This window comes from Citrobacter sp. Cpo147 (assembly GCF_030332405.1).
GTDB lineage: Bacteria > Pseudomonadota > Gammaproteobacteria > Enterobacterales > Enterobacteriaceae > Citrobacter > Citrobacter portucalensis.
Genome location: NZ_JAOWHX010000033.1, coordinates 358,101 through 383,897, shown reverse-complemented (window position 1 = coordinate 383,897; position 25,797 = coordinate 358,101). Strand labels below are relative to the sequence as shown.

Genomic DNA, 25,797 nt, shown 5'->3' with positions numbered 1-25,797 from the left:
CCATGCTTGCCCAGGAATTAGTAGACCGTATGAAAAATGCGATGAAGCACAGATTACCGACGGAGACAGTCGATCGCAGCGCTGAACTGATTCCGGGGATGAAATACCGCAACGAACGCGGACGCATGGTGACGGTAATGAGAGTTTCTCATCTTCGGGTTATGTACCGATACGAAGGTTATCAGGACATCTGCGAGACAGGCCGGAGAGAGTTTGAACTCAAGTTCAGGAAGGTGCAGTCATGACAGAGCGCACAGCAGGTACGGAGTTTTGTGTGAGTAGAATTTTTGAGATTGTCCAGTCGATGTCCGGTCAGGGGAACAGCATCACGATCCCTTGTCCCTACCTGGATTTTTTCGCCGGTGACCGCCAGCAGCATTTACTCGCGGCGATCCTGAATCAACTGGTGTTCTGGTCAGGTAAATCCCACCTCGAAAATGGCTGGTTTTACAAAGAGCATGCGGTAATTGCTGCGGAAGTGCGCGCGTCCAGCGAGGATGTCATTCGTAAGGCAATGAGCAAAATAATCAGCCAGTATTTGCCTGGTGTTATCGAAGAGAAGAAACGCAAGGTAAACGGTACGCCGAAGATGCATTATCGCATCAATGAAGAGGCATTAATTGCCCTGATATTCCCGCCAGTGCTGGATTCGGCTCTTAAGCCGAATGGAAACGGCTCTCAAGCCGAAACCAAACGGCTCTTAAGCCGAATGGAAACGGCCCATAAGCCGAATCCTGGAAACGGCTCTCAAGCCGAATCTATTCTCTATACAGATCTTAAAACAGATAAATACATACAGATCTCTTCTTGTCCGGGAACTGTGTCCCCGGAAGCCGATCTATCCGCAGGCGAAGAAAAAAAATCATCTTCTGAACAGCAAAAAGGCAAATGGGGCACACCAGAGGATCACCAGTGCGCTGAGTGGATTTTTTCCCGCATCAAAAAACTCTACGAGAAGGCCGCCGAGACAGACGGCGAACTGTCACGCCCAAAAGACCCTAACTGGAATGCCTGGGCAAACGAAATACGCCTGATGCGCTGCATAGACGGGCGTACCCATCGCCAGATTTGCGATTTATTCAAACGCGTGCAGCGTGATCCGTTCTGGTGTCGCAACGTCCTGAGTCCGTCAAAGCTGAGGGAAAAGTGGGATGAATTAATTATCCGCCTTGGCGGTAGCACGCAACAACGGGATGTTAACGCCATTTCAGTGCCAGACAACACCATCCCTGAAGGTTTCAGGGGCTAAAAAATTAACCTGGAGAATTTATGGAAACCATTTTAGACGTATTGAAAGCGATGGAAAAAGCGACCGCCCGTGAAATTGCGGCGCGCATGAAAATTGAGCCTGCGGCTGTGATCGGGATGCTTCGAGAGCTTGAAGAACGTAAGGAGGTTATTCAGGTTAACGGGTACTGGAAAGTTGCTACCGGGGAAGTTAAATCACAGCCCACGGCGGCCAGCTCTGTCAGCAAAACACCGGCAAGTGTATCAGTCAGCGACGTCATCGCATTACTGGCAGAACATGGACCACAGACATCCCTTGAGCTGGCAACACTGGCAGGTATTGAGTCAAAACGTGTGGCGCCAATGCTGACCCACCACATGACAAAAGGGCGGATCATCCGCGAAAAAGTGGGCAGTAAGTTTGTTTATTCGGTGTCGGCCACTGCGTCAGTGAAAAACAAAAGCTCTGCACCACGGGAACCGGAGACATCAACTCCACCAGTACTAGAAAAATCTGTCACCGAAATTGTTGAGGAAATCCCCGCTTTGGTCAGCCGTCCTGATGATCTGCTGATCCCAACGGTACGCGGTATCTCAAATGAAATTCGCCGCACAAAAGTTAAGCTGGCCAACCTGGAAAAACTTCGTGAAGCCGTTCGCAGCATTCGCAAACATGGCGCACTGATGCAGGAGCTGGCGCAATGAAACAGAGCGAATTACCACGCTGTCCATCCACCCACTTTGTTCAGGGGCAGACTCTCAATTTATGTAAGAAACTACCTTGAGGTACCAGTACGAACACGGAGATTTCGCCAATTGAGGAAAGGTGACACGGATTTACAAACTAACAACCCCAGGCGTTATAACAACGCAGGGGGTTGAATATTTTACTGAATACTTTCCAGGTCTTTTGCTATATCGCGATGGCGTCCCTGGTCGGCAATTTCACGCCCCTGGCGAGCCGGTGCTTTAAGAGCCTTTTCGAGATAGCGTTTCCCTTCGTCAGTCTTTTTCTCTTTCAGCAAAAAGTCACCGTAAAAATAGTTTGGATCGATGCCATCAGGATTTATCGCCAATGCTTTTTTCAGCATTTCTTCGGCTTTGTTTTTATCACCAAACCCAATCGGCCAGCCGGGAACCTGATAATATAGCGCCCCAAGGCTGGTCCAGGCTGAACCTTGTAAAGCATTGGGGTCGATGCTGATCGCTTTTTCCAGATCGCTACGGGCCTGTTTGACCAGACTCAATGCACCCAGCCCTCCTTTAGCCCCCGCCCAGCTACTGTCGATAATCGCCGACCAGATAAGCAATGCCGCATCAGCATTATTTTTCGCCTGGCTCGCACTATGGGCCCGCTGACTCAGTGTAGTAAAGCAGCTCTCTTTTTTTGCTTCTAGAGTCTGATACTGACAAACGGACCAGTCGTGCTGGAGGTTTTCCAGCGTGGTAGTCGCCATGGCAGAGGCGGGAAAAGCTGCTGTCAGGAGCAACGTTTTCATAATTTTCATTTGTCTTCACCTTTGAATGTGCCCTGGGTATAGGACTGGATCACTGGTAATTTTTTACCCAGCGCTTTGTCCACTAAACCGGGAAACCAGGCATTGATTTTAACGAACAGACGTTCCATCGCGCCGAAGCGGTAGAGTTTCTGCTCTGTCTCAAGGAGTTGTACCAGACGTATGGCGACAACTTGCGGGGAATCACTGCTGTTACCCAGTTTGCGGTTAAGCGCGTAAACCTCGTCACTGTTGAGCGCTGTTTCGGTGGCACGCGGCGCAGCATATAGTACGCTGATACCATTCCCCTTTAACTCGCGCCCCAGCGCTTCCGACAAACGGTGCGTAGCCGCTTTGGTGGCGCTATACACGCTCCAGGCTGGGTGGCCAATTTCGCCAAATATCGAGCCAATGTTCAGGATGATGCCCTGCGGATTAAACTTATCCAGCAAGGCGCGGGTCAACAGGGTGGGGATTTCGATATTGGTTCTAATCTGTTCCCGAATATCGTCAAAAGACTGTTGTTCAAACAGTGCAAAACGGCTGGTTCCGGCATTGTTGATCAGGATATCCAGTTTATTTTCATCTTTGAATCTGCTGGCCAGCGCGACGATTTCGTCATCAGTATAACTGCTCATCAGCGCAATATGATGCCGTTCCGGATTGGGAAGCATCTCTTTAAGAAGCGTCATCGCCTGCGCATTTCGTCCAACCAGGTAGAGTCTGGCTCCTTTGTGCGCCAGCCTTTGCGCCAGCTCTTGTCCGATACCACCGCTGGCGCCAGTCAGCAGAACGGTTTTATCATGCAGGTTCATACGTGGTCTGCCCCAGTTGGTTAAGCATCTCTGTGTACAGGTGATAGACGCGACGAGCAGCATAGATAATGGCTGCCTGATCGGCTTCATCAGTTACGGTGTCCATAAGTGAGGCGAAAAATTTAAGATGCCCCTGATCAAGTTCACCGTGTGAACGCAGGTAGGTTGTCGCCTGTTCTGGCAGCCCCAGTGTCCGTTCCACCTGGGCTGCAATCGCGGTAGCAATAGACACGCTGGTTCCCTCCAGTACCTGTACCATGCCAAAAATACTCATAGGGTTGACCCGTTCAATGCGGTAGTAGAGCCAGGCAACCATCATTTCTATCGGTATCCCCGGGGTGCCATTGCGAACGCTTTCCGCATCACCGCCGCAAGCCTGAATATCGTTCAGGATCCATTCCTGATGCCCGTACTCTTCGTCAATATATTCAGCAATTGCGCCCCGAACGGCTTCATGTGAGGCTGGCAAGCGGCTGCCCGCACTCATCAACAGGGGGACGGTATGGCTGACGTGATAGTAAGCCTGTGTCAGAAAAGCGATATACAGGTCGCGCGAGATATCACCAGCCTGGCAGCGCGCGATGACAGGTGAGGAGAGTAAACTCCGGCGTTCGTCCTCAGTCTGTTGTTGTAATTTGTTATAAAAGCTCATGATGACTCCTTTTCACTACAGGTGCGAATGTGTTGCCAGAAGGATTGCCGGATGAGTTCCCGGCGTGGGCGGCCATTTGTAGTGAGCATGCCAGGCTCTGATATAGCTGAAGTGAATAATAAGCGATGGAACTGCGCATAATCAGGCAGGCGCGCGGAAAGGGCCAGCAGCTGCTCGCGGGCCTGCATCTGTTGCCCGTCGAAGGCATCAACAAGTGCAACGTTATGCCTTAAGCCTTCTCCAAAAATCACTATCCGGCGTACAGCCGGACAGGTCATGGCCTCTGCCTCAGGCCATTCAGGTGAAAAATTACGACCAAAGGCATTTATCTGCACATTCTTCAGGCGTCCCTGAATACGAACAAAGCCGTGTTCATCGACACTGCCAAGATCGCCGGTGGCAACCGTGGGTGAGGCAGGCGCGTCTCCCAGATAGCCCAGAGCGTTGGCCGGGCTGGTGACACACAATTGCTGCTGGTCATCAACATGGATCCGGATACCCGGTAACGGCCGACCAACGCTGTTCTCTTTTATTGCGTCGGGCAGATTTAGAGCAACGACAGAGCCACATTCGGAGAGGCCATACCCTTCATATACTGGTAAACCACTCGTTATCGCCATTGTCAGCAACGAAGCCGGAACCTTGCCGCCGCCTGCGGCGACAAACCGTAAAGATTGCGTACTGCCCGGTACCTGCTTGTGCAGCTGCAGTAACACACGTAGCAACTCCGGTACCAGCACCAGACTTTGTGGGCACCAGGTGGTTAGCGCCAGAAGAAACTGGGCGGGATTAAAGCGGCTGGAACCTTCAAACCCAATCCGGGAGGGTGGGAGAATCACCGTCTCAGCGCCAAGTAGCAGAGGAATGTAAACGCCGCACAGATTCTCCAGCAGGATACTGAGGGGCAGTGTCACCATGTGTTTTTCCAGATTCAGGGGGTGCAATGCGGTCGCTAAGGTTTGAGCCATCCATTCCATACCATCAAGACTCAGACAGACGCCTTTTGGCTCTCCGGTTGTACCGGAGGTATACGTTATCTTTGCCGTTCCTGCCGGCAGAGTCACGGGGTTCTCTACTGCGCGGATTTGCAGTATTCCGAGTACAAAATCGTGTTCCTGCCAATCCGCCAGGATTTCTCCTCCGATTTGTGCATCCACAGAGGCTGATGATCGTACCCAGGCTTTCTGTTGCCCGCTGAAAAAGGAGGGGACAGGGATGATCACCACTCCACTTACCAGGCATGCCAGATCGATGATGGCCCATTCCGGGCTGTTATCCATTTCAAGTGCCAGCCGTTTTACCTTGAGGGAAGATAATTGTTCGGCTACTGCCTTAACGGCTTCATGATATTGCTGCCAGCTCCACGAGCGAGAATCGCCCTGCAGGGCGATGGCATTTGGCTGAAGCGCAGCCTGTTTCTCAAGCATGTTCAGAAGCATAAGATCCTCCGGAAGGGGTTATCCAGGGAGCAGAAGGCGGATCAGCAAACATTCCCAGCAACAGGCTGGACTGACTCAGTGTGGTTTGCCCACCATGTAACTCCCCCGCCATAATTTGTGGGTCATGTTCGTAATAGCTCCCCCATTCACGCGCAGCTTCGCCAAGCCTTGTCGGGTCAGCAGACATCAATGTGACTGGTTGCAGATTCAGGCGGAAAAAGATATTGCGTATTTTTTTTGTTCCGGTAAAGACAATCCACGAATAGCAGTATTGATTGAGAAGCAGGCATAGAGCCGCAAACATTATTCGGGCGCTTGCCCCGTCGCTCGCGGCAAAATTACCAATTTCAACAATCGAGTCGCGTGAAACGGGATGTGACAATCGTGCAGACAGCACTGCTTCAACCGGGACATCAAGATAGTGTTCGAGGTATATCTTGCCCATTGAGGCTGGCTGGACGCCACAGGCTGCTTTTAATTCTCCGTTTGCATCGAACATTCCAAGTAACCATGGCATGCAGCGTGGAAGAGAAGCATGATAAAACTGAGAATAACTTTCACGAATAAACACTGAAATATCATTCTGTTCACGTTCACCAGGAAGCCAGCGCAACGTATAAGGAGATAAGATTCGCATAGGAAGACCTCTTTTAGCGTCTTACCAGTATGGCGAGTTAACATTATGTCAACATTAAGTTGAGCATGAGCCAGGTAATTTAAATCCAATACCGCGACAAAGATGTGTAGGACCCGAAAAAACGCAATGTCCTGATGTGGAAATACATTACGTAAATGGGTAGTCATAATTTCGGTGGTCAAGCTGAAAGAAAATGATTAACGAAACCTTAATATCCTGGTTTCAGGGGGGAAGTAGCTTCCGGGATTTGTCCACCTCAATAGAAACGTAAAACGTTTGCTCATGGCGCGAGCCAGACTCCATGTTGATTGAAAAATACGACTTGTAGGTGGTCAGGTGTTACTTCATGGTTCTACCTACGCTGTTCGATGAGACGCTGGCCAGGGTTAATTTGTTTAGGTATTGCCAGTAGAAAAAATAGCAGCTTAATAAAATATCGCTAATTCAATCCGCTACAGCGAATTTCCACTTATGTGTCCTGACAAAAATTAACAATTTGTGCTCTTAAATCGTTGACCATTTCTGCTTACAGGTATACTGTACAAAAACACAGTATATGCATTGGAGGCAATTATGAGAGTTGAATTAGCCATTGATCGCACTAAAGAACTTCCAAATGGCACGGTACCAGCACTGGAAAAAAAGTTGCTGAAAAGATTGGGGCATCAGGATGAAAACTGTAGCCAGAGCATTCGTGGAGCTGGGGCTGACGGTTTCAGCGTTCTTGGCGGTGACAAGGACGACATAAAGAAAATTGAATCAATTCTCCTGGATACCTGTGGAAGTACAGACGAGTGGTTGGTTAGTTAACCCCCTTAAGCTGGTGGCACCTGCTGCCATTTTTTAGATCGAGTTTCCGCATCGCCTCGCACAATTATTATCAGGTAATACAGGTCGATTCAGATGTGGGAATCTTTGCAAGGGGCATCTCATGCAAATTCCGGATGATTTAATCCCAGGGTTGCCGGAGCACACTGGCCCGGTTCTGATTTATTTTGTGAAGGGGCGCGTGGTGAGGGGGTTTGCATTACGTAAAGATGAGTTTGTAACGTCTTTACGGGCACTGGAAGAGGTCAGGAAGAAAGCTGGTCTACCTGTTTCAGATGCCTGACAAGTTGGGTTATAATGAAAACGGGTCTGAACAGCCCGCTGAGTAACACTGCGCCAACCGGGAAATCACGATGGCGCAAAGAAATGAATTACCCCAATCACGCCGTTTCTTCACAAACGGTGCCTTTGTTCGTGCTGGTGGTACGGCATGAGCAAATCAAAAAATAAAGCTGAAAAATTTCATCTTTCCCGTGTAGCTGAATTGCGCTGCATTGTCTGCCGCAACGAAGGGCTGGGAGATTCTCCCGCAGAAATCCATCATTGTAGCTCCGGTACCGGGATGTCTGTTCGTGCAGACAATTTTCACGTAATTCCTCTCTGTCATACCCATCATCGAACCGGCGGTCACGGTGTGGCCATTCATGCCGGTCGCCAGTCCTGGGAAAATAACTTCGGTACTGAAACAGAGCTACTGGTGCAGGTTCTCTACGAACTGGGGAAATCGACTCATGCCTGAATATAAAATCACGCCTGTCGGCAAGCCCAGAATGACGCGCGCTGACAAATGGAAAAAACGCCCCGAGGTTCTGCGCTACCGGGCTTTCTGTGATGAAGTTCGTCTGCAGGGTGTTGAGCTGCCGGAAAGCGGTGCGCATGTCACCTTCATCTTGCCGATGCCAGCGAGCTGGAGCAAAAAGAAACGGGCTGATTTCAACGGTAAACCACACCAGATAAAACCTGATTTTGACAATATGATGAAAGCCCTGATGGATGCCATTTACGAAAATGATGCTCATATATGGGATGTGCGGGTATCAAAATTATGGGGAGAAACCGGGAGAATAATTATTGAGGATCTAAAAGCATGACGCCACGCCAACTCAGACTAAAGCAGTCAGCATTTGAAAAAGCAGCAGCTGCGCCGCGTAAAAGCTGGCTGGGTAAATGCATTCTCCTGACGGGGATTCAGTCCGGATGGATTAAATCCTTGCTCACTACCTGGGGGGAAGGGGTGGGAGGAAAAACAGCACCACGTATGCCGCGAGGACACGCGTGCTGGAATGTGCTTAAGGGACGGAACTGGTCAGATAAGGCGTTAGAACGCTTCACCGCAGCGTTGAACCAGGCTCGTGAAGAGGGATTCCGTGGACAGCAGGCGATGAACAGGGCACATAGCATTCTCTGGCCACAGTCAACTGCCAGTGTGATTGATGAAGCTTTGCATAATGATGATGTCGATTTTGTTGAACAATGCGTACTGCAGGCACTGGATATAAACGATCCGGTTTATGTCGTTGGTCTTCAGTATTACACCACCCGAAAAAAAATCTCAGACATAACCCGGGAACTGCAGGCGATTGCGCCATGGTTAACCGACGGGGAGGCGAGAACACGCGTGCGATGGTGCCTGGAAATATTCAGAGCAAAAACATTCCTTGCGGTTCGTAACCAGATGAGAGCCGGGTTAGAGGATGGTTGGTCATACCAAAAGAGGAACTGACCGGGAGGCTGATGAGTCTGTAATTCGAAACAAAAACCCCGGTTAGTAGTCGGGGTAAATGGCTATTAGTGACGATTCTGTTTAAACCGCTCATAAATCTTAATACAGATAATAGCCACAGAGTAGAAGGGCCACAGAAAGGAGGTTATCAACGTATCAGCCAGGTCAAACTCGAGGCCGTGTACCCGATCCCCACGAACTAACAAAGCAAACATTATGATGAAGCCCGCGATATATATGGCCAAGTAGTGATAAAGGCTCATGATAATTCCATTTATTAGGTTTGGCCCTGAGTCTACGTGCGATAACCACACAATTAAAATTGGTATTACAGATCGATTTTTATTTATCGATCGTTCAAAACGATCGTTTTGTAACGAATAACTCATTTGTTGAGTGATATTTGTACAAAATGTCGGTTAGAGTTAGCTATAAGTGCTTTATGATGTAAAAACGTTTGAAAACGGGCCAACAAAGTGAATAATTGATTCATGCTTGGCAGAGCTGCGCCACGATGTCAGCGACGAAAAGCGAACAATTTGAATATAACGAGAACCCCGCCAGTGCGGGGTTTTTGCTTTTCGGCGATACGACAGGGGTATTCGCGAGGTGCATTGCACCAGTACCCCTGTCATATCGCCGAGCTGAAATTGTTAACCTGAAAACAAGTTCTCACAATGCTCCAATGCTTTTTCGTTTCTAGCTCAGAGGAAAAATGAGAGGGGGGCAACTGCTAAACGTAGACATCAATATTTTTAGTATTATTCCCTGCAACGTTCGAACTTGATTTGTCACTTACCGTAGGTAATGCACCCGATGCCATTTGGTTTTTTTCTGCTTCTTGTTTTTGTAATTGAGCAATTTTTGCGTACATAGACTCGATTTGCCTTTGAATCATCTCCATCTGCTGTTTAAGCAGTTTTGCCTCATCTTCGGAGGTTACTTCATTTATTTTTGAACCCATGGCGCTGAGTTCTTTTGTCAACTCACCAATTTGTTTTTTCAGGTTTTGAATTTGTTGTGAAACAGAGTTTCCAGTACTTGAAGGTGCTTGTTTTACTGTGCTTTGCAGTATGTCCTGACCCAAAGTGCTAACTGTCATGCTCATGGTGGTTCCTCCGGCCTTACATTTATTACCCATTATCGTCATCTTTCGAAATTACTTTATTAGCAAAGGTTAAGTTGTGGCTTCCTGCACCACAGTATTATTTGTGCCGCTCTATACTATCTGCTGAGTATCGCGGAGGAGCTTATGAAAGAAGGGTATTACTGGATTCAGCATGTCGGAGTTGTACAGGTAGCGTACTACACGAATGACACTGTTGATGATCTGGAAACGGGTAAAAAAATCACAGGAGTCTGGCATCTGACAAGAGGAGACGACATTTGCCATAACGGTGAAGCAGAAGTGTTAGAAGGTCCTCTTACTCCACCTATATAAACAACCGCACTTACTTCGAGGCTGTCGCATGGTGGCCTTTTCCATTTCGGGCTCACGGGTATCACTCTCTACGTGCTTTGTTGATAAATCAAGCCCGTGAAGTCTGATCCTTTTAGAATAATAGTGTTGTTTGATTGCAGGTTTTTCTTATTGGTTCTAAAGTTATAGAGCATCTAGTAAAAGCTCTCGTTTTGACGTAATTGTGATGAATCCCCCTAAGCGGAGGGGTGAAACTGACAGTAAACAAAGTCATGGAATGACATGCTTAGTGCACACGGGTCATGGTTTGTCAGCCAAAGATCCACCGGGAGGCACCCGGCATCACGTTAATCAAAATACTTCTTTTCAGGCCCACTCCATGGAATGGGCCTTTTTCTTGCATTTTGATAGTGTAATTCTAGCTAACGGAATGTCATCTAAGCGCGTGGCGATTCATTTCTTATCGAACTACAAGTACAGGGCAACCAGCGTGTCGGACAACGGCGGCTGCATTCGATCCTAAGAGGTAGGTTGAAATGTCTGGACGATGTGAGGCAATAATGATTAAGTCAGCATCGATTGATTTAGCGAGATTAAGTATTTGATCCTTTGGTGACCCAGCGGCTGCATGTGTTTGGGTTTTTCCCGCAGGGATTTTGAATTGCTTCACGATTTCATCCAGTTTCAATAATGCAGCGTGCTGAATGTCTTTTAATTTTGGCATTTCTGCTGAATATGCCAGACCTAAAGATGAGTAATAAGGCAATGTGGGAACTACTGTTAGAAAATGTACTTTAGCAGTATTTAATACAGAATGAGCCTGAACATAGGGGATAACTTGCCGTGTTAAGTCAGTCTCAGAAACATCAATTGGTACTAAAATAGAGTTGTACATTTTAGCCATCCTGTTTGTTTTTTGTTCGGCAGGAAGTTTAGTATCTGGGACAAAAAAAAATGTGTCTTGGCTGGCAAAACTTACGAATTGGTACCTTCATACTATTTGCGCTTTCAATCTAATGATTCTGGGGGGCAGGATTCATTATGTAGGTATTGTTCAAGTATCAGAGTTGCTTAAGACTCCACTTACTCCATCAATGTAACAACCGTATTCATTTCGAGGCTGCCGCATGGCGGCCTTTTTCATATCAGGCTCACGGGAATCATCCGCTACGTGCATTGTTGACAAATCCAGCCCGTGAAGCCTGAACCTATTTCCCCTCATTCCTGAGAGGACTCACAGCAATTAAGAGGGGGCTAAATGTCCGATCCGATTTCCGGTACTGGGCTGGCTGGTGGTGTCCTGACGGGGGCCAGCGTCTATGGATTTCTTTCCGGAACCGATTACGGCGTGGTATTTGGCGCATTTGCCGGGGCTGTATTTTATATAGCAACGGCTGCGGACCTTAGCGCAGCACGTCGGCTGGCGTATTTTGTCGTGTCCTACATTGCCGGGATCATCTGCTCAGGGCTGGTTGGTTCAAAGCTGGCTGACTGGACTGGTTACAGTGATAAGCCTCTGGACGCTATCGGAGCCGTAATCGTTTCTGCTTTAGCTGTCAAAATCCTGACGTTTCTGAATAACCAGGATGTCGGCTCGCTGGTGGCGCTGATAACGCGCCGGGGAGGTTCAGGTGGTACTAAATGACCCATCGGCAACAATCAACGCGCTGCTTTGCGCTGGGGTAGTGCTGACCCTGATGTTTTACCGTCGGGGTGATTCCCGACATCGACCGTGGATATCTCGCTTAGCGTGGCTGATTACGGTCATCTACAGCGCCGTTCCGTTGGCGTATCTGTGCGGTATCTACCCTTACTCATCGTGGGCCACTATCGGGGCCAACATTATTTTCCTGTCCGTGCTGGTCGCCGTCAGAGGGAACGTAGCGCGGCTTATTGATGCTGTTCACAAATAAAAAAGCGAGTCGCAACGACATCGCTACAACCCGCAAAGAAGATGAAATTATTAGGATTTATCTTAAGTCTCATTGTGACTTAAATTAAATTTAATTTCATTATCTCAGGTGAATTCCAATCCCTACCATTAATAGTGGTTTTATCCGGTAACTATATGAACCAATCACAATTTCAGCAGGCGGCTGGTATCAGCGCCGGGCTTTCTGCACTCTGGTTTCTGCACATTGATGCGGCAATAAAAGAGTTTGGCATTACAGCTACGAACGATCTGGCTATGTTCATCGCCCAGGTTGGGCATGAGTCTGCTGGTTTTACCTCGCTGGTGGAAAGCTTCAACTACTCGGTAGAGGGGCTGAAGAAAACCTTTGGTAAACGCCTTACTCCTTATCAGTGTGAAATGCTGGGTCGTGTCGATGGTAAGCAGGTGGCCCACCAGCCGCAAATAGCCAATCTGGTGTACGGTGACCGCATGGGGAATAACAGCCAGGGCGATGGCTGGAAATATCGCGGTCGTGGCCTGCTTCAAATCACTGGCCGCGAGAACTACGCTAAATGCGGTGCGGCGTTGAAGCTCGATCTGATCAGCACACCAGCGTTGCTGACACAGGAGAAGCATGCAGCCCGTTCTGCTGCCTGGTATTTCGCGTTACGTGGTTGCCTGATGTATTCAGGTGATGTTGTACGCGTCACGCAGATCATTAACGGTGGCCAGAATGGACTGGCTGACAGAAATAGTCGTTATAACAAAGCGCGGGCGGCGTTGCTGGTATGACAGCGATCTTTGCTTTAGTTAAGGCACGGTGGAAAACAATCATTGTATTGTTGCTGATGGCTGGTGCGTTTCTTGCCGGGAACGTCTGGAGTGAGCGGGGCTGGCAAAAGAAGTGGGCTGACCGCAATAGCGTGGAATCTTCACAGGAAGCGAACGCGCAGACTGCCGCCCGCTGGATTGAACAAGGGCGTATTATTGCCCGTGATGAGGCACTAAAAGATGCACAAGCACAAGCCGCTAAATCTGCTGCCACTGCTGCTGGCCTGTCTGCCACTGTTAACCAGTTGCGCACCGAAGCAACAAAGCTTGCCGCCCACCTGGGCGCCGCAAAGCACACCGCAGATCTTGCCGCTGCCGTCAGAAGCAAAACAGCCGGAGCCGACGCCGCAGTGCTCGCCGACATGCTCGGACGCCTTGCAGAAGAAGCTCGATATTATGCTGCGCGATCTGATGAACGGTACACCGCCGGGATAACGTGTGAGCGTATTTACGAGTCGGTGAGACAGTCAAATAAAACTGGTATTTAAAGATGAAATCAGGACAGTCATTATGGCAGTCGTTTATTGTACAACTGCCATAATGTACGATATTAAAGCCTCTGGTTATTTCTTTTCGTTACAATCAGGGAGCATCCTCAAAAGAGTATTGTCTTTCTGGATGTAGTGATGAAATAACGCTGCACCAGCATGTGCTGCGATTAAAAAATACCCGATGTTTGCCAGTGTTTCGTGTATATCTTTGATAAGTGACTTTGTTTCTCCGTCAGGAGTAACGAAAGGCGCAATGTTAAAACCTAAGAAACTCCAGTCCTTTCCACCGTAAGCCATAATTGCAATACCTAGTAATGGTAGAGCCACAAAAGAAATGTAGAGCAGGATATGCATTATTTTAGCAGCCATCATCTGCCATGCAGGCGGGGGAGGAGTGATAGCTGGGTCATGATACTTATGTTTAATAATTAACCGTATTATCATTAAAAACCAGACAAATACCCCGGTATTGTAATGTGTTTCTTTCATAAGAAGGTAGGTGTTGCTGCCTTTGGGAAACCATCCGCGCAGCTCCATAGCCGCATAGGTTATCGCTATTAACATCAGAGTTAGCCAGTGTAAGCGAATCTGAATTTTTGAGAATCTGATCATTATTCTTGCCTCAAACTATGTGTTACATCGACCATAAAGCATGAAGCTTAACAAATCCTTATTTTGTTGAGAGATATAGATTGGTTATTTTCAGCTAAATCTCGATAGGATTATATTTATTAGTTATGTGAATGATAGTAATTTTCATTTAAAAAGGTACTCCTTGCTATTTTGAACACCGAGGGGGCGAGGACACGCGGAAAACGGCTGGTTTTTTGCATTTTATCGGCATCATCATCATTCCCTTAACTTGTTGATATTTCAGTCGTGAGATTATTCACGATGTCGAAATGGTTAAATATTGTTCATCATCATGGATAACGAACTGAAGAACCTTCGCCTCAACATCAATCAACTGGCAGCGGTGACCGATCTTCATCGTCAGACGATCGCAAGCAGGCTGAATAATGTTGAGCCCGCTCCAGGCAGTAATTCTCGTCTCAAGCTTTATTCTGTTGTCGATATTCTCCGGGAACTGCTGGGCCGAACCACGGCACCCGAGCTGGTGGATATCGATAAGATGTTACCGCCGGATCGTAAGGCGTGGTTTCAGTCTGAACGCGAGAGGCTTAAATTCCAGCAGGAAACAGGTGAGTTAATCCCGGCATCGACAGTGACCCGAGAATTTTCATCGATGGCAAAAGCCGTCGTTCAGGTGCTGGAAACGCTGCCGGATATTCTTGAACGTGATTGCGCGATGACGCCTGCAGCCGTCGTTCGGGTTCAAAAAGTCATCGATGACCTGCGGGATCAGATAGCCCTGAAGGTTGAGCAGGCAGATACGCCGGAACAGGAGGACAGTTCGCCAGAAGAGGAGTAAGCCATGCGACAGGCCACGGCGGCGGAGCTAAAAAAAAACACTGCCGGGATCATCAGAGCACCACGTCGAATGCCTGTAGCCGAAGCCGTACATAAATATATGCGTGTTCCGGTCGGTGTGGGTAACTCCGTTGAGTGGGATCCTAATCTTGCCCCTTATGTTGTGGAGCCGATGAACTGCCTGGCATCACGCGAATATGATGCTGTCATTTTTGTTGGCCCTGCCCGAACGGGTAAAACCATTGGTCTGATTGATGGCTGGGTGGTGTACAACGTTGTCTGTGATCCGTCTGACATGCTCATCATTCAGATGACGGAAGAAAAAGCGCGCGAACACTCAAAAAAACGTCTGGCCCGAACATTTCGTGTCAGCCCGGAGGTGGCATGCCGGCTGAGTCCTTCACGCAATGACAACAACGTGCATGACCGGACTTTCCTTGCCGGGAACTACCTGAAGATAGGCTGGCCGTCTATCAACATCATGTCGTCCTCAGATTTTAAGTGTGTGGCGCTGACGGATTACGATCGCTTCCCGGAAGATATCGACGGGGAAGGGGACGGATTTTCGCTTGCTTCAAAACGTACCACCACCTTTATGTCGGCAGGGATGACGCTGGTCGAGAGTTCACCGGGCAGGGAAATCACCAATACGAAGTGGCGGAGAAAGTCACCTCACGAAGCCCCTCCCACGACCGGGATCCTTTCTTTATATAACCGCGGCGATCGTCGTCGCTGGTACTGGCCATGTCCACATTGCGGGGAATACTTTCAACCGGCCATGGAGGCGATGACAGGCTACCGGGAAACGTCTGACCCGGTAAAGGCCAGTGAAGCGGCGCATATTGATTGTCCGCATTGTAGCGGCATGATTACCGCCGACAGGAAGCGGGAACTGAACGGAAAGGGTGTCTGGTTACGAGAGGGTCAGACTATCGACCGTGAGGGCAACATCACCGGAGAAGCCCGACGCTCGCGCATTGCCTCGTTCTGGATGGAGGGACCTGCGGCGGCATACCAGACATGGGCGCAACTGGTTTACAAATTACTGACGGCGGAACAGGACTATGAGGCCACCGGCAGCGAAGAAACACTCAAGACGGTAATTAATACTGACTGGGGGCTGCCTTATCTTCCCCGTGCAGCCAGTGAGCAGCGACGTGCTGACGTGCTGATGCTGCGGGCAGAAGACTATGGCAAACGGCTTGTGCCGCCGAAAGTCCGTTTTCTTCTGGCGTCGGTGGATGTGCAGGGTGGGAAGAAGCGCCGTTTTGTCGTCCAGATCATCGGGTACGGTGAAAACGGCGAACGCTGGCTGGTGGACCGCTATAACATCCGCCAGTCCCTGCGTTGTGATGAAAATGGTGAGGCACAGCAGGTGCATCCCGGATCCTATCCGGAAGACTGGCAACTGCTCATCACGGATGTCCTCGAAAAAACCTATGCGTTGCAGTCAGACCCCTCGCGACGGATGCCCATTCTTGCAATGGCTGTCGACAGCGGCGGGGAAGATGGGGTAACGGATAACGCCTATAAATTCTGGCGCCAGTGTCGTCGTGACGGACTGGGTAAACGGGTTTACCTGATAAAAGGTGACAGCACCCGACGCCAGAAAATCATTACCAAAACGCACCCTGACAACACAGGCCGAAGCGATCGCCGGGCGGATGCGCGTGGTGAGGTTCCGGTATATCTGTTGCAGACAGACCTGCTAAAAGATCAGCTCAGTAACAACCTTGAGCGTGAAACACCCGGTGCCGGGTATATCCATTTTCCTGACTGGCTTGGGGAGTGGTTCTACGAAGAACTTACCTACGAAGAACGCGGTACGGACGGAAAATGGCGCAAGCCCGGAAAAGGCAATAACGAAGCCTTTGACCTTTTCTGTTATGCCCATGCCGTCGCTGTCCTGCGTGGTTATGAAAAAATCCGGGACTGGGAACAGCCACCGGCATGGGCAGCCGCTCAGGAGAGTAATTCAAACATCATTGACGGGGATCGCCCCAGGGAGATTGCTGTGAAAAAAGCGGTACCTGTACGTTCGTCTCCTGTTTCTGTAACTGAACAGCCCAGCCCGCTTTCTGGTGGCTGGCTGGGTGTCAGTGACAACGGAGGCTGGCTGTGACGAAATCAGAAATTCAGCAGATGCTGGTAACTGTGCGCCAGGCTTACCGGGATTCTCTGGACGGTAAAAGCGTGTCATTCACGGGGGTTAATGGCCGGGCAATTACCAACCATGACCCCAAAGCCCTGCGTGACGAGCTTGAATACTGGGAAAGGCGCTGGCGCGCTGTCTCAAACCGCAGCGGCTCGTTCAAACTCGCTAACTTTCTGTAAGGCAAATCATGGGATTTTTTGAAAAGGCACTGGGCGCAATATCGCCCGGGTGGGCGGCATCACGCGCACAAAACCGACTCAGACTCAGAGCCTATGAGGCAGCAAATCCGACTCGTCTGCATAAGGGGAAACGTGAATCCCGGTCAGCGGACACCGCTGTATTTGCAGCCGGTACTTCATTACGAGAGCAGGCCCGCTGGCTTGATGAAAACCATGATCTGGTGATTGGTCTTTTTGACAAGATGGAGGATCGGGTTATCGGTGCTCACGGGATCCACGTTGAACCGCAGCCGCTTGATCTTGAGGGTAATCTTCACTCTGAGTTTGCTGGTCAGTTATCCGCGCTCTGGGCGGAATGGTCGGTTCGTCCGGAAGTGACCGGGATGTTTACCCGTCCGGAAGCAGAGCGGCTTTTGTTACGTTCAGCACTGCGTGATGGTGAAGTGTTTACACAGATGGTGCGGGGAAATGTAGCCGGTTTGCAGCATTCAACCCAGGTACCGTTTTCTCTTGAACTGCTGGAGGCGGATTTTGTTCCGTTTAACCTGAATAGTACCTCCGGGCAGCAGATCCGCCAGGGGATTATTGTCAATGCCTGGGGTCGACCGACGGGCTACAGAGTTTATAAGAACCATCCTGCCAGTTTTGCGGGACTCAATGCTGATTTAAAAACTGTTTCGGCTGACAGCATGCTGCACCTGGCTATGCGTAAACGGCTTCATCAGTTAAGGGGGATCAGCCTCATCCATGGCGTGATCACCCGGCTCTCCGATATTAAGGATTATGAAGAGAGTGAGCGCGTGGCGGCACGTATTGCGGCGGCGCTGGGTTTCTATATCAAACGTGGGGATGCTCAGTCTCTTGATACAGAAACCGAGTTTTCAACACCGGGTGGACAGCGCCATTACGATATTGCGCCGGGGATGATTTACGACGAGCTAAAGCCAGGCGAGGATCTGGGCATGGTGGAGTCGAATCGCCCGAATGTTCATCTTTATGAGTTCAGGAACGGTCAGATGCGCGCTGTGGCGGCGGGGACTCGTGGCAGTTATTCCAGTATCGCGCGGGATTACAACGGTACCTACAGTTCACAACGGCAGGAGCTGGTAGAGAGTTTTGAAGGTTACAACGTGCTGCAGCAGTGGTTTGTTGGGCAGCAAAGCCGTCCTGTATACCGAAACTGGCTGGCAATGGCGTTGCTTAGCGGCGTTACCATCCCCAAAGATGTCGACAAAAAATCCCTTTACAACGCGCTCTATCTTGGGCCAGTCATGCCATGGATTGATCCGGGAAAAGAGGCTGCTGCCTGGAAGGCAATTGTCCGTGGGGGGGCTGGCACAGAAGCCGAATGGACGCGCGCACGTGGTCAGAATCCGCAGGAGGTGAAACGTCAGCGTCTCCGGGAAACCAAATTCAACCGAGAAAACGGGCTGGTGTTCGACTCAGACGCCGCCAACGATAAAGGAGTGCTCCCTGATGCAGCAAATGATAAGCCCGCCCCGTCACGGGACGATGATTAACCCCCGCGCCAGTGTGGCTGGTATCGATGCCGCAAACGGTCAGTGCTGGTATGAGATTCGCGCACTGGCTGCAGGGCGTGTGGAAATATTTCTCTATGACGTGATCGGCGGCTGGGGGATTACTGCTCAGCAGTTCGTCTCCGACTGTAAGGAGGCCGGGGTGTTTGAGGCCAGCGCCGTCGATCTGCATATCCACAGCCCGGGCGGCGATGTGATGCAGGGATTTGCCATCTTTAACACCTTGTCCCGTCTGAAGGCGAAGCTGGATATCTGGGTGGACGGCGTGGCTGCCAGTATGGCTTCAATGATTGTCTGCCTGCCCGGTGCCACGGTGCATATGCCGGAAAACGCCTGGCTGATGGTACACAAGCCGTGGGGCGGGATCGCCGGGGATTCCGATGACATACGTGATTACGCTGCCTGGCTTGATCGTAATGAAGCGCTGATGCTCAGTGCCTACATGAACAAGACCGGGCTGGGGCAGGAAGAACTGGAGGCGATGCTGAAAGCTGAAACCTGGCTTAATGGCGCGGAGGCGGTGGAAAAAGGTTTCGCTGACACGCTTGAACCAGAACTGCAGGCCGCGGCCTGTGTGAATCAAAATAAACTGAAGGATTACCAGAATATGCCAGAACAGATTAACAACCTTTTTGGGCCGCGTGCCGAAGCTCCTGTCAGTCAGCCGCAGCCCGCACAAAACCCGGCGCCGCAGGCCGCAAATAACCCACCGGCACAGCAACCCACCCAGCAACCGCTGGCAGGAAATATCGACATTACCGCGCTGGCCGCCCAGCTCCAGCAGCAGATGCAGGCAGCGAATACTCAACGAGTCAGCGCAGTTTCCGCTGTGTTTGATGCGTTTCCTGCTTTCGGTTCGCTGAAAGCGGAATGCATCACGGATATTTCCTGCTCAGCGGAACAGGCCCGCACCAAATTGCTCAGTGCGCTGGCGGCAGGGACTACCCCGAGTGCCGGTCCGGGTGCAGTTCACATCCATGCGGGTAACGGGAATATTGTTGGTGATTCCATTCGTGCGGCGGTGATGAACCGTGCGGGCTATGCGCAGGCGGAAAAAGATAACGCCTACAACGGGTATACCCTGCGCGAACTGGCCCGCGCCTCGCTGGTGGATCGTGGTATCGGTATTTCTGGTGTCGGTACCGCACAGGCGATGGTTGGGCTGGCGTTCACCCATAGCAGCAGCGATTTCGGCAATATCCTGATGGATGTGGCGCATAAGGCGGCATTGCTTGGCTGGGATGAGGCCAGCGAAACATTCGAACAGTGGACCCGTAAAGGCACACTGACCGATTTCAAAACCGCGCACCGCGTTGGCCTGGAATCACTGGCATCGCTGCGTAAGGTTCGCGCCGGGGCGGAATATAAATATGTCACCATTAAAGATCGCGGTGAGCCGATTGCACTGGCCACCTATGGTGAGCTCTTCAGCATTGACCGCCAGACTATCATCAACGACGACCTGGATATGCTGACGCGTATCCCGCAGGCAATGGGGCTTGCTGCGCGAGCCACTGTCGGCGATCTGGTCTGGGCTGTACTGACCAGCAACCCGAAAATGTCGGACGGTAAGCCGTTGTTCCACGCCGATCATGGCAACCTTGTTGCAGCCGATCTGAGTATTGAAGGGCTGGATACTGCACGTAAGGCAATGCTGCTGCAAAAATCCGGCGATCGTCGTCTGAATATTCGTCCGGCCTACATGCTGACGCCAGTGGCAATTGAGTCACGGGCAAACCAGCTGATTAAGTCCGCCAGCGTACCGGGCGCAGACGCGAACAGCGGGATCGTTAACCCGATCCAGAACTTTGTGACAGTGGCTTCTGAGGCCCGCCTGGATGACAGCAGCCCGACGGATTTTTATCTGACTGCTGCGCAGGGGCGCGACACCATTGAAGTGGCCTATCTGGACGGTATCGACACGCCATATCTGGAACAGCAGCAGGGCTTTACTGTAGACGGTGCCGCATTCATGGTGCGCATTGATGCGGGTGTGGCCCCGCTTGACTGGCGCGGGCTGGTTAAAGTCACCAAAAAATAACGACCGCCGCCTGGCGGTTTTTTTATCCCTGAAGGCGGCGCTGGTCGCCTTTTCCTTTTATGGAGAAAAAACATGGCGAATAACTATCAGCAGGACGGTACCACACTGGATTATCACAATGCGGGTGTTGATGCCGTTTCATCCGGTGCGCTGGTGACGGTCGGCGGAATTGCCGGGGTGGCACACAGCGATATTCCTGCTGGCGAGTGGGGAACACTGCATATGGCCGGTGTTTTTGTGCTGCCTAAAGCGGCAGAAGAAATTGCGGCAGGCCAGAAACTGTATCTGGCTGCCGGCAAGCTGACGGTGGCAAAAGGCGATGATGCAACGCCAAACCCGGTTGTTGGTTCCGCCTGGGGAGCAGCTGAGGCGGATGATGCTGATGTTGCCGTCCGCCTGGGGTTCTGATGAGCCGGTTCCGGGAGCGTTTGGCTAAAGCAGATGCCCGGATTAACCGGGCGTTTGCCGAAGAAGTCCCTGCATGCCTGCAAACGGGTGAAGGCCCGCGTCTGGTGACCGTGATTTTTGAATCACCGGATGCGCTGTCGGGTGTACCGGGTGGCGGGGAAATTCAGAACCAATCCCCGGCGTTCAGTGCAATGACTGCGGATATTTCCGGTCTCGAAAAACATGACGGTGTCGTGATCAACACCATCCCTTACCGGGTGACACATATCGGCGCGGATGAAGAAGGGCGGACCCGCGTCACGCTGGCATATGGGGAACCCGGCAAAACACAGCCTCAGATCGATAAATGGAGCTGATATGGCGCGGGAGTCTCGACTGCGACGGGATTTACCCGTCGATATTGATGTGAATGTTATCTGGCGAATTGCGGACAGTATCGGTGCGACGCAAAAACAGTTCCGTGCAGCATACTCGCGCGCACTCAGGCGTACTGCCGCCACGCTGCGTAAGAAAGCGATGGCGGATCTGAAAGGAGGGCTGGCCCCACGCAGTATGGATATGGTCCGGCACCGTCTGCTGTCTTTTCGTCTGGACAGGGGATCGCAACTGGATAACTTCCGGCTCTGGTTCGGGCTGAATGCCATTAAGGTGAAAGACCTTAAAGGACGAATCAACGGGCGGCTGCGACCGCACCATACCCGGCGTGACCGCAACACGGGGCGTTTTATTAAAGCGCGCCGCCAGGCAGAAAACGCCGGATTTTCCCCAAAAGGTAATCTGCTGAGCGAACGGTCGTTTGAAAACGGGGAGGTGTCCCGTTCAAAACGGGATAATCGCCGGACGGTGGTTATTCGCGATCCCCTGACCCGCCGGACACGCGAAGCAGAAATGGATATCTACGAACCGATGCTGAACTACATCGAGGACAACGCATTTGCGGAAGCGATGGAGATTTTTATGCATCACTTTGAAACCGACATTCGCGGGCGCGTAAAAGCCCGTATTTCTGTCTGAGGTAACGAACGATGGCCGAGCCACTGTTGCTGGGGCGGTATCACGATGCCGTGACTGACGCATTAAAAAAAATCGGATGGGTGCGTGATGCCGGTGCGTATCCGGAACGAAATGTTCCCCGCTTTTCGGGCCTGACCACGCCCGCGGTGTATTTCTCGATTAACAGCTGGGAACAGGGTGGAGGTAATGAGGGGCAACTGAGCGTTAATTTAACCTGTGATCTCTTCGTGGTGGTGGATGCCGCCGGATCGGGTGTGAGTCAGCCTGAGATTTTTGTCAGAACCGCTGCGGCCGATATTACCCAGTGGATTGACGGGCAGCAGTTTGGTCTGGGCCATATTGAGCCTGCGGTATTCACCACGGCTGAACGTGATGAGTTTGATCCGCGAATGGATGATTATCTGGTCTGGCGTATTTCATTCACCCAGGCGGCTGCATTTGGTACTGACCCCTTTGCACACAATGGCATGCCTCTGCAGCAGGCCTGGCTGGGTGCTGCACCTGATACGGGCCGTAATCACGTGGATGACTATCAGCTTATCTGGGAGGCTCAGCCCGATGAGTGATATAGAAGGTGACCTGCAGCGCAGACTGGCGAACCTTGTCCGGCGCGGTGTTATTCATTCCGTCAGGCACGATCGCATCCCAAAATGCCGGGTGGATTTGGGGGATATCATCACGACCTGGCTGCCGTTGTGCCAGGGGTTTTCAGGAACTAACCGTGCTGATTCAAATCCTTATGCCGTGGGGGATGCGGTTACGGTCCTGTCCGAAGCCGGAGAACTCAACAACGGACGGGTGTTTCCCGGCTGGAACACAGGAAAGCTGCCGGTGCCGGAAGGAAGTGACAGCGAGCACATTACCCGTTACAGCGACGGGACCGAGATCCGTTATGACAGGAACGCGCATGCCCTGACGATTACGCTGGCTGATGGTGGAACTTACAAAATTGTCGGTAAAGGCACGCTGGATGGTCCGGTAGAAATTACCGATACCCTGACAGTTCATGGCAAAACCCAGATTAATGCTGACACGTCGGTTGCAGGGAATATCGGGGCGTCAAAGGAGATAACGGATAAATCCGGCAGCATGAGCAAGATACGTGAAGTCTTTAACAACCACGATCACCGCGGCGACAGCGGCGGGCTCACCGATAAACCTAATCAGAAAATGTGACCTGCTGCGGCAGGTTTTTTTATGCCTGGAGAAAAAACATGTCTCAGTTACATGGCGTTGAAACTATTGAACTCACCTCGGGTACGGTGGCGGTTACCACGATTCAGACCGCCATTATCGGCCTGGTGGGAACAGCACCTGATGCGTCGGGGGGAACAGCCGCATCGGGATCATCCGGTACACCCATTCTCGATAACGTTATCGACTTCACTGCAACCATTAAGGGGCGGGAAGGTAATGTCATCAATGTCGCTGCGCTGGCCGGACAGCCGGCAGCCGAAAATCCTGCTGCGGTTGTGACGTCAGCAAGCTGGGAGCCTGAATCGCTGACACTGAAAATCACGCTGGGTTGTGATGAGCACGGTGTTATCACAGCTAAACCCGAAGACGTTGCTGAGGCTGTCGGTGGTGTTGATGGCGCAAAAGTCAGTGCGAGTGGGCGCGGTGACGGGATTGTCCAGCCCTTCAGCCTGCAATTAGCGGGGGGTGAAGATGAACCCTTTCCACTCAATACGCCGGTGACGGTCGTCGGCACCACGCTGTTATCCCGCCTGGGTGAAAAAGGTACGCTGAAACAGGCACTGACAGACATTAACGTTCAGCGTAATGCGCTGGCGGTGGTGGTGCGTGTGGCAGATGAAAACGATGTGGCAAAACGACGCGCTGCGGTACTGAAGGGGATCGGCACCCTGTCTTCAGCGAAATCTGTTACCACGTACCAGCCGCGTATTGTGATAGCGCCGGGATTCAGTGAGGACGATGCGGTTGGTAAGGGACTGGAAACCGTGGCCGGGAAATTGCGCGCCGTTGCATATGTTGACTGCGCCTCCGGTGCGACGCTGCAGGAAGTGGTACAGCGTCGCCAGTCCTATGGCGCACGAACTGAACTGTTGCGCCCGCGGGTCCAGGCAAGCGATGCAGATGGCCAGCTGGTTTATCGGCCTTACTCTGCGTTTGCTGCCGGGTTACGCGCCCGCATCGACTTTGAAAAAGGCTGGTGGTGGAGCAAGTCGAACCAGGACATCAACAACATCCTCGGTGTTGAGCAGATCGATGAATTTATCCTCGGGGATGAGAACTGCGATGCAAACCTGCTCAACATGCAGAACGTGTCCACCATTATCCGCCGGGCGGGTTTTAAACACTGGGGGAACCGTCTGTGTGCTACCAATCCACAGTGGCGTTTTGAATCTGTCCGCCGTACTGCTGATGTTATTGAGGACAGCATTCAGGAAACCATGCTGGAGTATGTTGACCGCCCACTGGACCGGGAAAATGCGGATGACATTATCGGTACCATCAATGCCTATATGCGGCAACTGGTCGGTCTTGGCGCTATATTCGGTGGGCGGGCCTGGCTGGATGAAGAACTGAACACCGCGGAAACCATGGCGTCGGGTGCCCTGTACATCAATTATGACTTTGGTCCGAAATCGCCGACTGAACTTATCAGCCTGCGCGTCCGGGTGAACAATAACTATGCGCTTGAGGAGATGCTTGCAGCATGAGCGATAAAAACACACTACGCGTCTGGACCTTCTTCCGGCAGGGGATCCGTATCCAGGGGGCGCATGAATTTACGCCGCCGTCTCTGGCTATTGTTAAAACGGATTTGCGTACCGGCGCACAGGATGCGCCCACCCCGGTTGATGACGGCATGGAAGCACTGACCTGTCAGGTTAAATTTTATGGGATAGACACGGATATGCTGGCCAGCTTTGGTTTTGTCAGCGGCAGCCGTTCACGCTTTACGGCTTATCAGGGCTATCTCGGTAACGGCACTGCACGCGGTACGGTTGAGGAAATTGAGGGGTTTGTACAGACTGTCACGCCGGATGCGCGGAGTAAGGACACGCTTTCCGAAAATGCCGTGACGGTTGATATTGCTGTCAGCTACTACCGTCAGTCACTGGACGGGCGCGAACTGTTCGCCATCGATACAGAGCGTTTCGCCCGCCGGGTGAATGGCGTGGATGTGCTTTCTGGCCTGGCTGCCAAAGTGCGTCTCTGATTTTACTGTTATCCCACCACTGTAACGGCCTGCGGGCCGTTTTTTTATGGAGCACATTATGATCTTTCCTGGTGAAACCCGCGTTATAAAACTGTATTCCCCCGTATCACTTGATAGCGGGGTTGTGATCGATGAAGTCACCATGCGTGAACCGCTGGTTCGCGATCGAATCACTCATGCCAAAGACCGCGGCAACGAAGAAGAGAAAGAAGCCCGCATGATTGCGCTGCTGTGCAATCTCAGTGAGCAGGATCTCTGGCTGATGACGGCGGCAGATTACTCACAGCTGCTGGATGCCTTTAACGTTTTTATGCTCCCGCCCGCGAAGCGACCGAAGGCGGGCTCCTCCGGGCAATAAGATTTCTGGGGCGGCGACTGCATTTTCCGATGG

34 protein-coding genes are annotated in these 25,797 nt (G+C 51.3%); 26 read left to right on the top strand and 8 right to left on the bottom strand.

The window, feature by feature from the left end; translation table 11 throughout:
- The first annotated feature begins 2 nt into the window (after nucleotides 1-2).
- From OGY06_RS13980 to OGY06_RS13970, 3 genes are read left to right on the top strand one after another with little or no spacing between them, the layout of a single operon-like run.
- Nucleotides 3-245, top strand: a complete 243-nt coding sequence (locus OGY06_RS13980) for a DUF4222 domain-containing protein (RefSeq protein WP_087052717.1) — start codon at nucleotides 3-5, stop codon at nucleotides 243-245.
- Nucleotides 242-1,249 carry a phage replication protein O gene (locus OGY06_RS13975; RefSeq protein ID WP_286605547.1) on the top strand — a complete coding sequence of 336 codons (1,008 nt, stop codon included), beginning with the start codon at nucleotides 242-244 and terminating at the stop codon, nucleotides 1,247-1,249. Before OGY06_RS13980 ends, OGY06_RS13975 begins: the two co-directional genes overlap by 4 nt.
- Nucleotides 1,250-1,269: 20 nt before the next feature.
- On the top strand, nucleotides 1,270-1,932 hold the full coding sequence (locus OGY06_RS13970; protein ID WP_286605545.1) for a DUF1627 domain-containing protein: 663 nt from the start codon (nucleotides 1,270-1,272) through the stop codon (nucleotides 1,930-1,932).
- A 182-nt stretch (nucleotides 1,933-2,114) separates the two neighbouring features.
- Here OGY06_RS13970 and OGY06_RS13965 read toward each other — a convergent pair whose 3' ends face one another.
- The 5 genes from OGY06_RS13965 to OGY06_RS13945 are packed head-to-tail and all read right to left on the bottom strand — an operon-like array spanning nucleotide 2,115 to nucleotide 6,266.
- Nucleotides 2,115-2,735 (bottom strand): tetratricopeptide repeat protein, encoded by a 621-nt coding sequence (locus OGY06_RS13965; RefSeq protein WP_191236179.1) that lies wholly within the window; start codon nucleotides 2,733-2,735, stop codon nucleotides 2,115-2,117.
- Nucleotides 2,732-3,538: an SDR family oxidoreductase gene (locus OGY06_RS13960; RefSeq protein WP_286605542.1), complete on the bottom strand. Its 807-nt coding sequence runs from the start codon at nucleotides 3,536-3,538 to the stop codon at nucleotides 2,732-2,734. The genes OGY06_RS13965 and OGY06_RS13960 overlap by 4 nt, the downstream gene beginning before the upstream one ends.
- Nucleotides 3,525-4,190 carry an iron-containing redox enzyme family protein gene (locus OGY06_RS13955; RefSeq protein WP_286605540.1) on the bottom strand — a complete coding sequence of 222 codons (666 nt, stop codon included), beginning with the start codon at nucleotides 4,188-4,190 and terminating at the stop codon, nucleotides 3,525-3,527. The genes OGY06_RS13960 and OGY06_RS13955 overlap by 14 nt, the downstream gene beginning before the upstream one ends.
- Complete coding sequence (locus OGY06_RS13950; RefSeq protein WP_286605538.1) at nucleotides 4,187-5,629, bottom strand: AMP-dependent synthetase/ligase; 1,443 nt, start codon at nucleotides 5,627-5,629, stop codon at nucleotides 4,187-4,189. The genes OGY06_RS13955 and OGY06_RS13950 overlap by 4 nt, the downstream gene beginning before the upstream one ends.
- Nucleotides 5,610-6,266: a thermostable hemolysin gene (locus OGY06_RS13945; protein WP_286605536.1), complete on the bottom strand. Its 657-nt coding sequence runs from the start codon at nucleotides 6,264-6,266 to the stop codon at nucleotides 5,610-5,612. The genes OGY06_RS13950 and OGY06_RS13945 overlap by 20 nt, the downstream gene beginning before the upstream one ends.
- A gap of 573 nt (nucleotides 6,267-6,839) precedes the next feature.
- Here OGY06_RS13945 and OGY06_RS13940 point away from each other — a divergent pair.
- From OGY06_RS13940 to OGY06_RS13920, 5 genes are all read left to right on the top strand, one after another.
- Complete coding sequence (locus OGY06_RS13940; RefSeq protein WP_191236184.1) at nucleotides 6,840-7,076, top strand: DinI-like family protein; 237 nt, start codon at nucleotides 6,840-6,842, stop codon at nucleotides 7,074-7,076.
- A gap of 121 nt (nucleotides 7,077-7,197) precedes the next feature.
- On the top strand, nucleotides 7,198-7,377 hold the full coding sequence (locus OGY06_RS13935; RefSeq protein WP_044711856.1) for a hypothetical protein: 180 nt from the start codon (nucleotides 7,198-7,200) through the stop codon (nucleotides 7,375-7,377).
- A gap of 147 nt (nucleotides 7,378-7,524) precedes the next feature.
- Nucleotides 7,525-7,833 carry a Ref family recombination enhancement nuclease gene (locus OGY06_RS13930; RefSeq protein ID WP_286605532.1) on the top strand — a complete coding sequence of 103 codons (309 nt, stop codon included), beginning with the start codon at nucleotides 7,525-7,527 and terminating at the stop codon, nucleotides 7,831-7,833.
- Nucleotides 7,826-8,185 carry a RusA family crossover junction endodeoxyribonuclease gene (locus OGY06_RS13925; protein ID WP_286580267.1) on the top strand — a complete coding sequence of 120 codons (360 nt, stop codon included), beginning with the start codon at nucleotides 7,826-7,828 and terminating at the stop codon, nucleotides 8,183-8,185. Before OGY06_RS13930 ends, OGY06_RS13925 begins: the two co-directional genes overlap by 8 nt.
- Nucleotides 8,182-8,817 (top strand): hypothetical protein, encoded by a 636-nt coding sequence (locus OGY06_RS13920; RefSeq protein WP_286580222.1) that lies wholly within the window; start codon nucleotides 8,182-8,184, stop codon nucleotides 8,815-8,817. The genes OGY06_RS13925 and OGY06_RS13920 overlap by 4 nt, the downstream gene beginning before the upstream one ends.
- A gap of 733 nt (nucleotides 8,818-9,550) precedes the next feature.
- Here the strand turns inward: OGY06_RS13920 and OGY06_RS13915 are convergent.
- Nucleotides 9,551-9,925, bottom strand: coding sequence for a FlxA-like family protein (locus OGY06_RS13915; RefSeq protein WP_016152722.1), 375 nt, complete (start codon nucleotides 9,923-9,925; stop codon nucleotides 9,551-9,553).
- 144 nt (nucleotides 9,926-10,069) lie between these two features.
- Here OGY06_RS13915 and OGY06_RS13910 point away from each other — a divergent pair, with 144 nt between their 5' ends.
- A complete protein-coding gene (locus OGY06_RS13910; protein ID WP_286605530.1) occupies nucleotides 10,070-10,258 on the top strand; it encodes a hypothetical protein in 189 nt (62 codons plus the stop codon).
- Nucleotides 10,259-10,697: 439 nt separating this feature from the next.
- Here the strand turns inward: OGY06_RS13910 and uspF are convergent, their stop codons facing one another.
- Nucleotides 10,698-11,132: a universal stress protein UspF gene (gene uspF / locus OGY06_RS13905; protein ID WP_048221179.1), complete on the bottom strand. Its 435-nt coding sequence runs from the start codon at nucleotides 11,130-11,132 to the stop codon at nucleotides 10,698-10,700.
- Between the two features lie 363 nt (nucleotides 11,133-11,495).
- Between uspF and OGY06_RS13900 the strand changes: the two genes are divergently transcribed.
- From OGY06_RS13900 to OGY06_RS13885, 4 genes are all read left to right on the top strand, one after another.
- The gene (locus tag OGY06_RS13900; protein ID WP_003833974.1) at nucleotides 11,496-11,882 is read left to right on the top strand and encodes a phage holin family protein; all 387 of its coding nucleotides are present in this window, start codon (nucleotides 11,496-11,498) and stop codon (nucleotides 11,880-11,882) included.
- Nucleotides 11,869-12,150, top strand: a complete 282-nt coding sequence (locus OGY06_RS13895) for a phage holin family protein (protein WP_197385755.1) — start codon at nucleotides 11,869-11,871, stop codon at nucleotides 12,148-12,150. The genes OGY06_RS13900 and OGY06_RS13895 overlap by 14 nt, the downstream gene beginning before the upstream one ends.
- 155 nt (nucleotides 12,151-12,305) lie before the next feature.
- A complete protein-coding gene (locus tag OGY06_RS13890) occupies nucleotides 12,306-12,923 on the top strand; it encodes a glycoside hydrolase family 19 protein (RefSeq protein WP_286605528.1) in 618 nt (205 codons plus the stop codon).
- A complete protein-coding gene (locus tag OGY06_RS13885; protein ID WP_197385757.1) occupies nucleotides 12,920-13,450 on the top strand; it encodes a DUF2514 domain-containing protein in 531 nt (176 codons plus the stop codon). Before OGY06_RS13890 ends, OGY06_RS13885 begins: the two co-directional genes overlap by 4 nt.
- A 75-nt stretch (nucleotides 13,451-13,525) precedes the next feature.
- Here OGY06_RS13885 and OGY06_RS13880 read toward each other — a convergent pair whose 3' ends face one another.
- A complete protein-coding gene (locus tag OGY06_RS13880) occupies nucleotides 13,526-14,065 on the bottom strand; it encodes a cytochrome b (protein WP_197385758.1) in 540 nt (179 codons plus the stop codon).
- 313 nt (nucleotides 14,066-14,378) lie between these two features.
- On the opposite strand from OGY06_RS13880, the gene OGY06_RS13875 reads away from it, so the two are divergent.
- The 13 genes from OGY06_RS13875 (at nucleotide 14,379) to OGY06_RS13815 (ending at nucleotide 25,764) form a co-directional block, all read left to right on the top strand.
- Nucleotides 14,379-14,885: a DUF1441 family protein gene (locus OGY06_RS13875; RefSeq protein WP_016150425.1), complete on the top strand. Its 507-nt coding sequence runs from the start codon at nucleotides 14,379-14,381 to the stop codon at nucleotides 14,883-14,885.
- Nucleotides 14,886-14,888: 3 nt separating this feature from the next.
- Nucleotides 14,889-17,006: a phage terminase large subunit family protein gene (locus OGY06_RS13870; protein WP_286605526.1), complete on the top strand. Its 2,118-nt coding sequence runs from the start codon at nucleotides 14,889-14,891 to the stop codon at nucleotides 17,004-17,006.
- Complete coding sequence (locus OGY06_RS13865; protein ID WP_053389961.1) at nucleotides 17,003-17,218, top strand: hypothetical protein; 216 nt, start codon at nucleotides 17,003-17,005, stop codon at nucleotides 17,216-17,218. The genes OGY06_RS13870 and OGY06_RS13865 overlap by 4 nt, the downstream gene beginning before the upstream one ends.
- An 8-nt stretch (nucleotides 17,219-17,226) precedes the next feature.
- The gene (locus OGY06_RS13860; protein ID WP_106902753.1) at nucleotides 17,227-18,738 is read left to right on the top strand and encodes a phage portal protein; all 1,512 of its coding nucleotides are present in this window, start codon (nucleotides 17,227-17,229) and stop codon (nucleotides 18,736-18,738) included.
- Nucleotides 18,695-20,797, top strand: a complete 2,103-nt coding sequence (locus tag OGY06_RS13855; protein WP_286605524.1) for a ClpP-like prohead protease/major capsid protein fusion protein — start codon at nucleotides 18,695-18,697, stop codon at nucleotides 20,795-20,797. Before OGY06_RS13860 ends, OGY06_RS13855 begins: the two co-directional genes overlap by 44 nt.
- A gap of 72 nt (nucleotides 20,798-20,869) precedes the next feature.
- Complete coding sequence (locus OGY06_RS13850; RefSeq protein WP_053389958.1) at nucleotides 20,870-21,205, top strand: capsid cement protein; 336 nt, start codon at nucleotides 20,870-20,872, stop codon at nucleotides 21,203-21,205.
- Complete coding sequence (locus OGY06_RS13845) at nucleotides 21,205-21,561, top strand: head-tail joining protein (RefSeq protein ID WP_181631347.1); 357 nt, start codon at nucleotides 21,205-21,207, stop codon at nucleotides 21,559-21,561. The genes OGY06_RS13850 and OGY06_RS13845 overlap by 1 nt, the downstream gene beginning before the upstream one ends.
- 1 nt (nucleotide 21,562) lies before the next feature.
- The gene (locus OGY06_RS13840; protein WP_286605520.1) at nucleotides 21,563-22,219 is read left to right on the top strand and encodes a hypothetical protein; all 657 of its coding nucleotides are present in this window, start codon (nucleotides 21,563-21,565) and stop codon (nucleotides 22,217-22,219) included.
- A gap of 11 nt (nucleotides 22,220-22,230) precedes the next feature.
- On the top strand, nucleotides 22,231-22,785 hold the full coding sequence (locus OGY06_RS13835) for a hypothetical protein (protein WP_032943855.1): 555 nt from the start codon (nucleotides 22,231-22,233) through the stop codon (nucleotides 22,783-22,785).
- Entirely contained in the window at nucleotides 22,778-23,395 is a 618-nt protein-coding gene (locus OGY06_RS13830; RefSeq protein ID WP_032943854.1) for a phage baseplate assembly protein V, read from the top strand. The genes OGY06_RS13835 and OGY06_RS13830 overlap by 8 nt, the downstream gene beginning before the upstream one ends.
- A 38-nt stretch (nucleotides 23,396-23,433) precedes the next feature.
- Nucleotides 23,434-24,903, top strand: a complete 1,470-nt coding sequence (locus OGY06_RS13825) for a phage tail sheath family protein (RefSeq protein ID WP_286605518.1) — start codon at nucleotides 23,434-23,436, stop codon at nucleotides 24,901-24,903.
- Nucleotides 24,900-25,406 carry a phage major tail tube protein gene (locus tag OGY06_RS13820; protein ID WP_016150414.1) on the top strand — a complete coding sequence of 169 codons (507 nt, stop codon included), beginning with the start codon at nucleotides 24,900-24,902 and terminating at the stop codon, nucleotides 25,404-25,406. Before OGY06_RS13825 ends, OGY06_RS13820 begins: the two co-directional genes overlap by 4 nt.
- Nucleotides 25,407-25,464: 58 nt before the next feature.
- Nucleotides 25,465-25,764 carry a phage tail assembly protein gene (locus tag OGY06_RS13815; protein WP_286605516.1) on the top strand — a complete coding sequence of 100 codons (300 nt, stop codon included), beginning with the start codon at nucleotides 25,465-25,467 and terminating at the stop codon, nucleotides 25,762-25,764.
- Nucleotides 25,765-25,797: the final 33 nt, after the last annotated feature.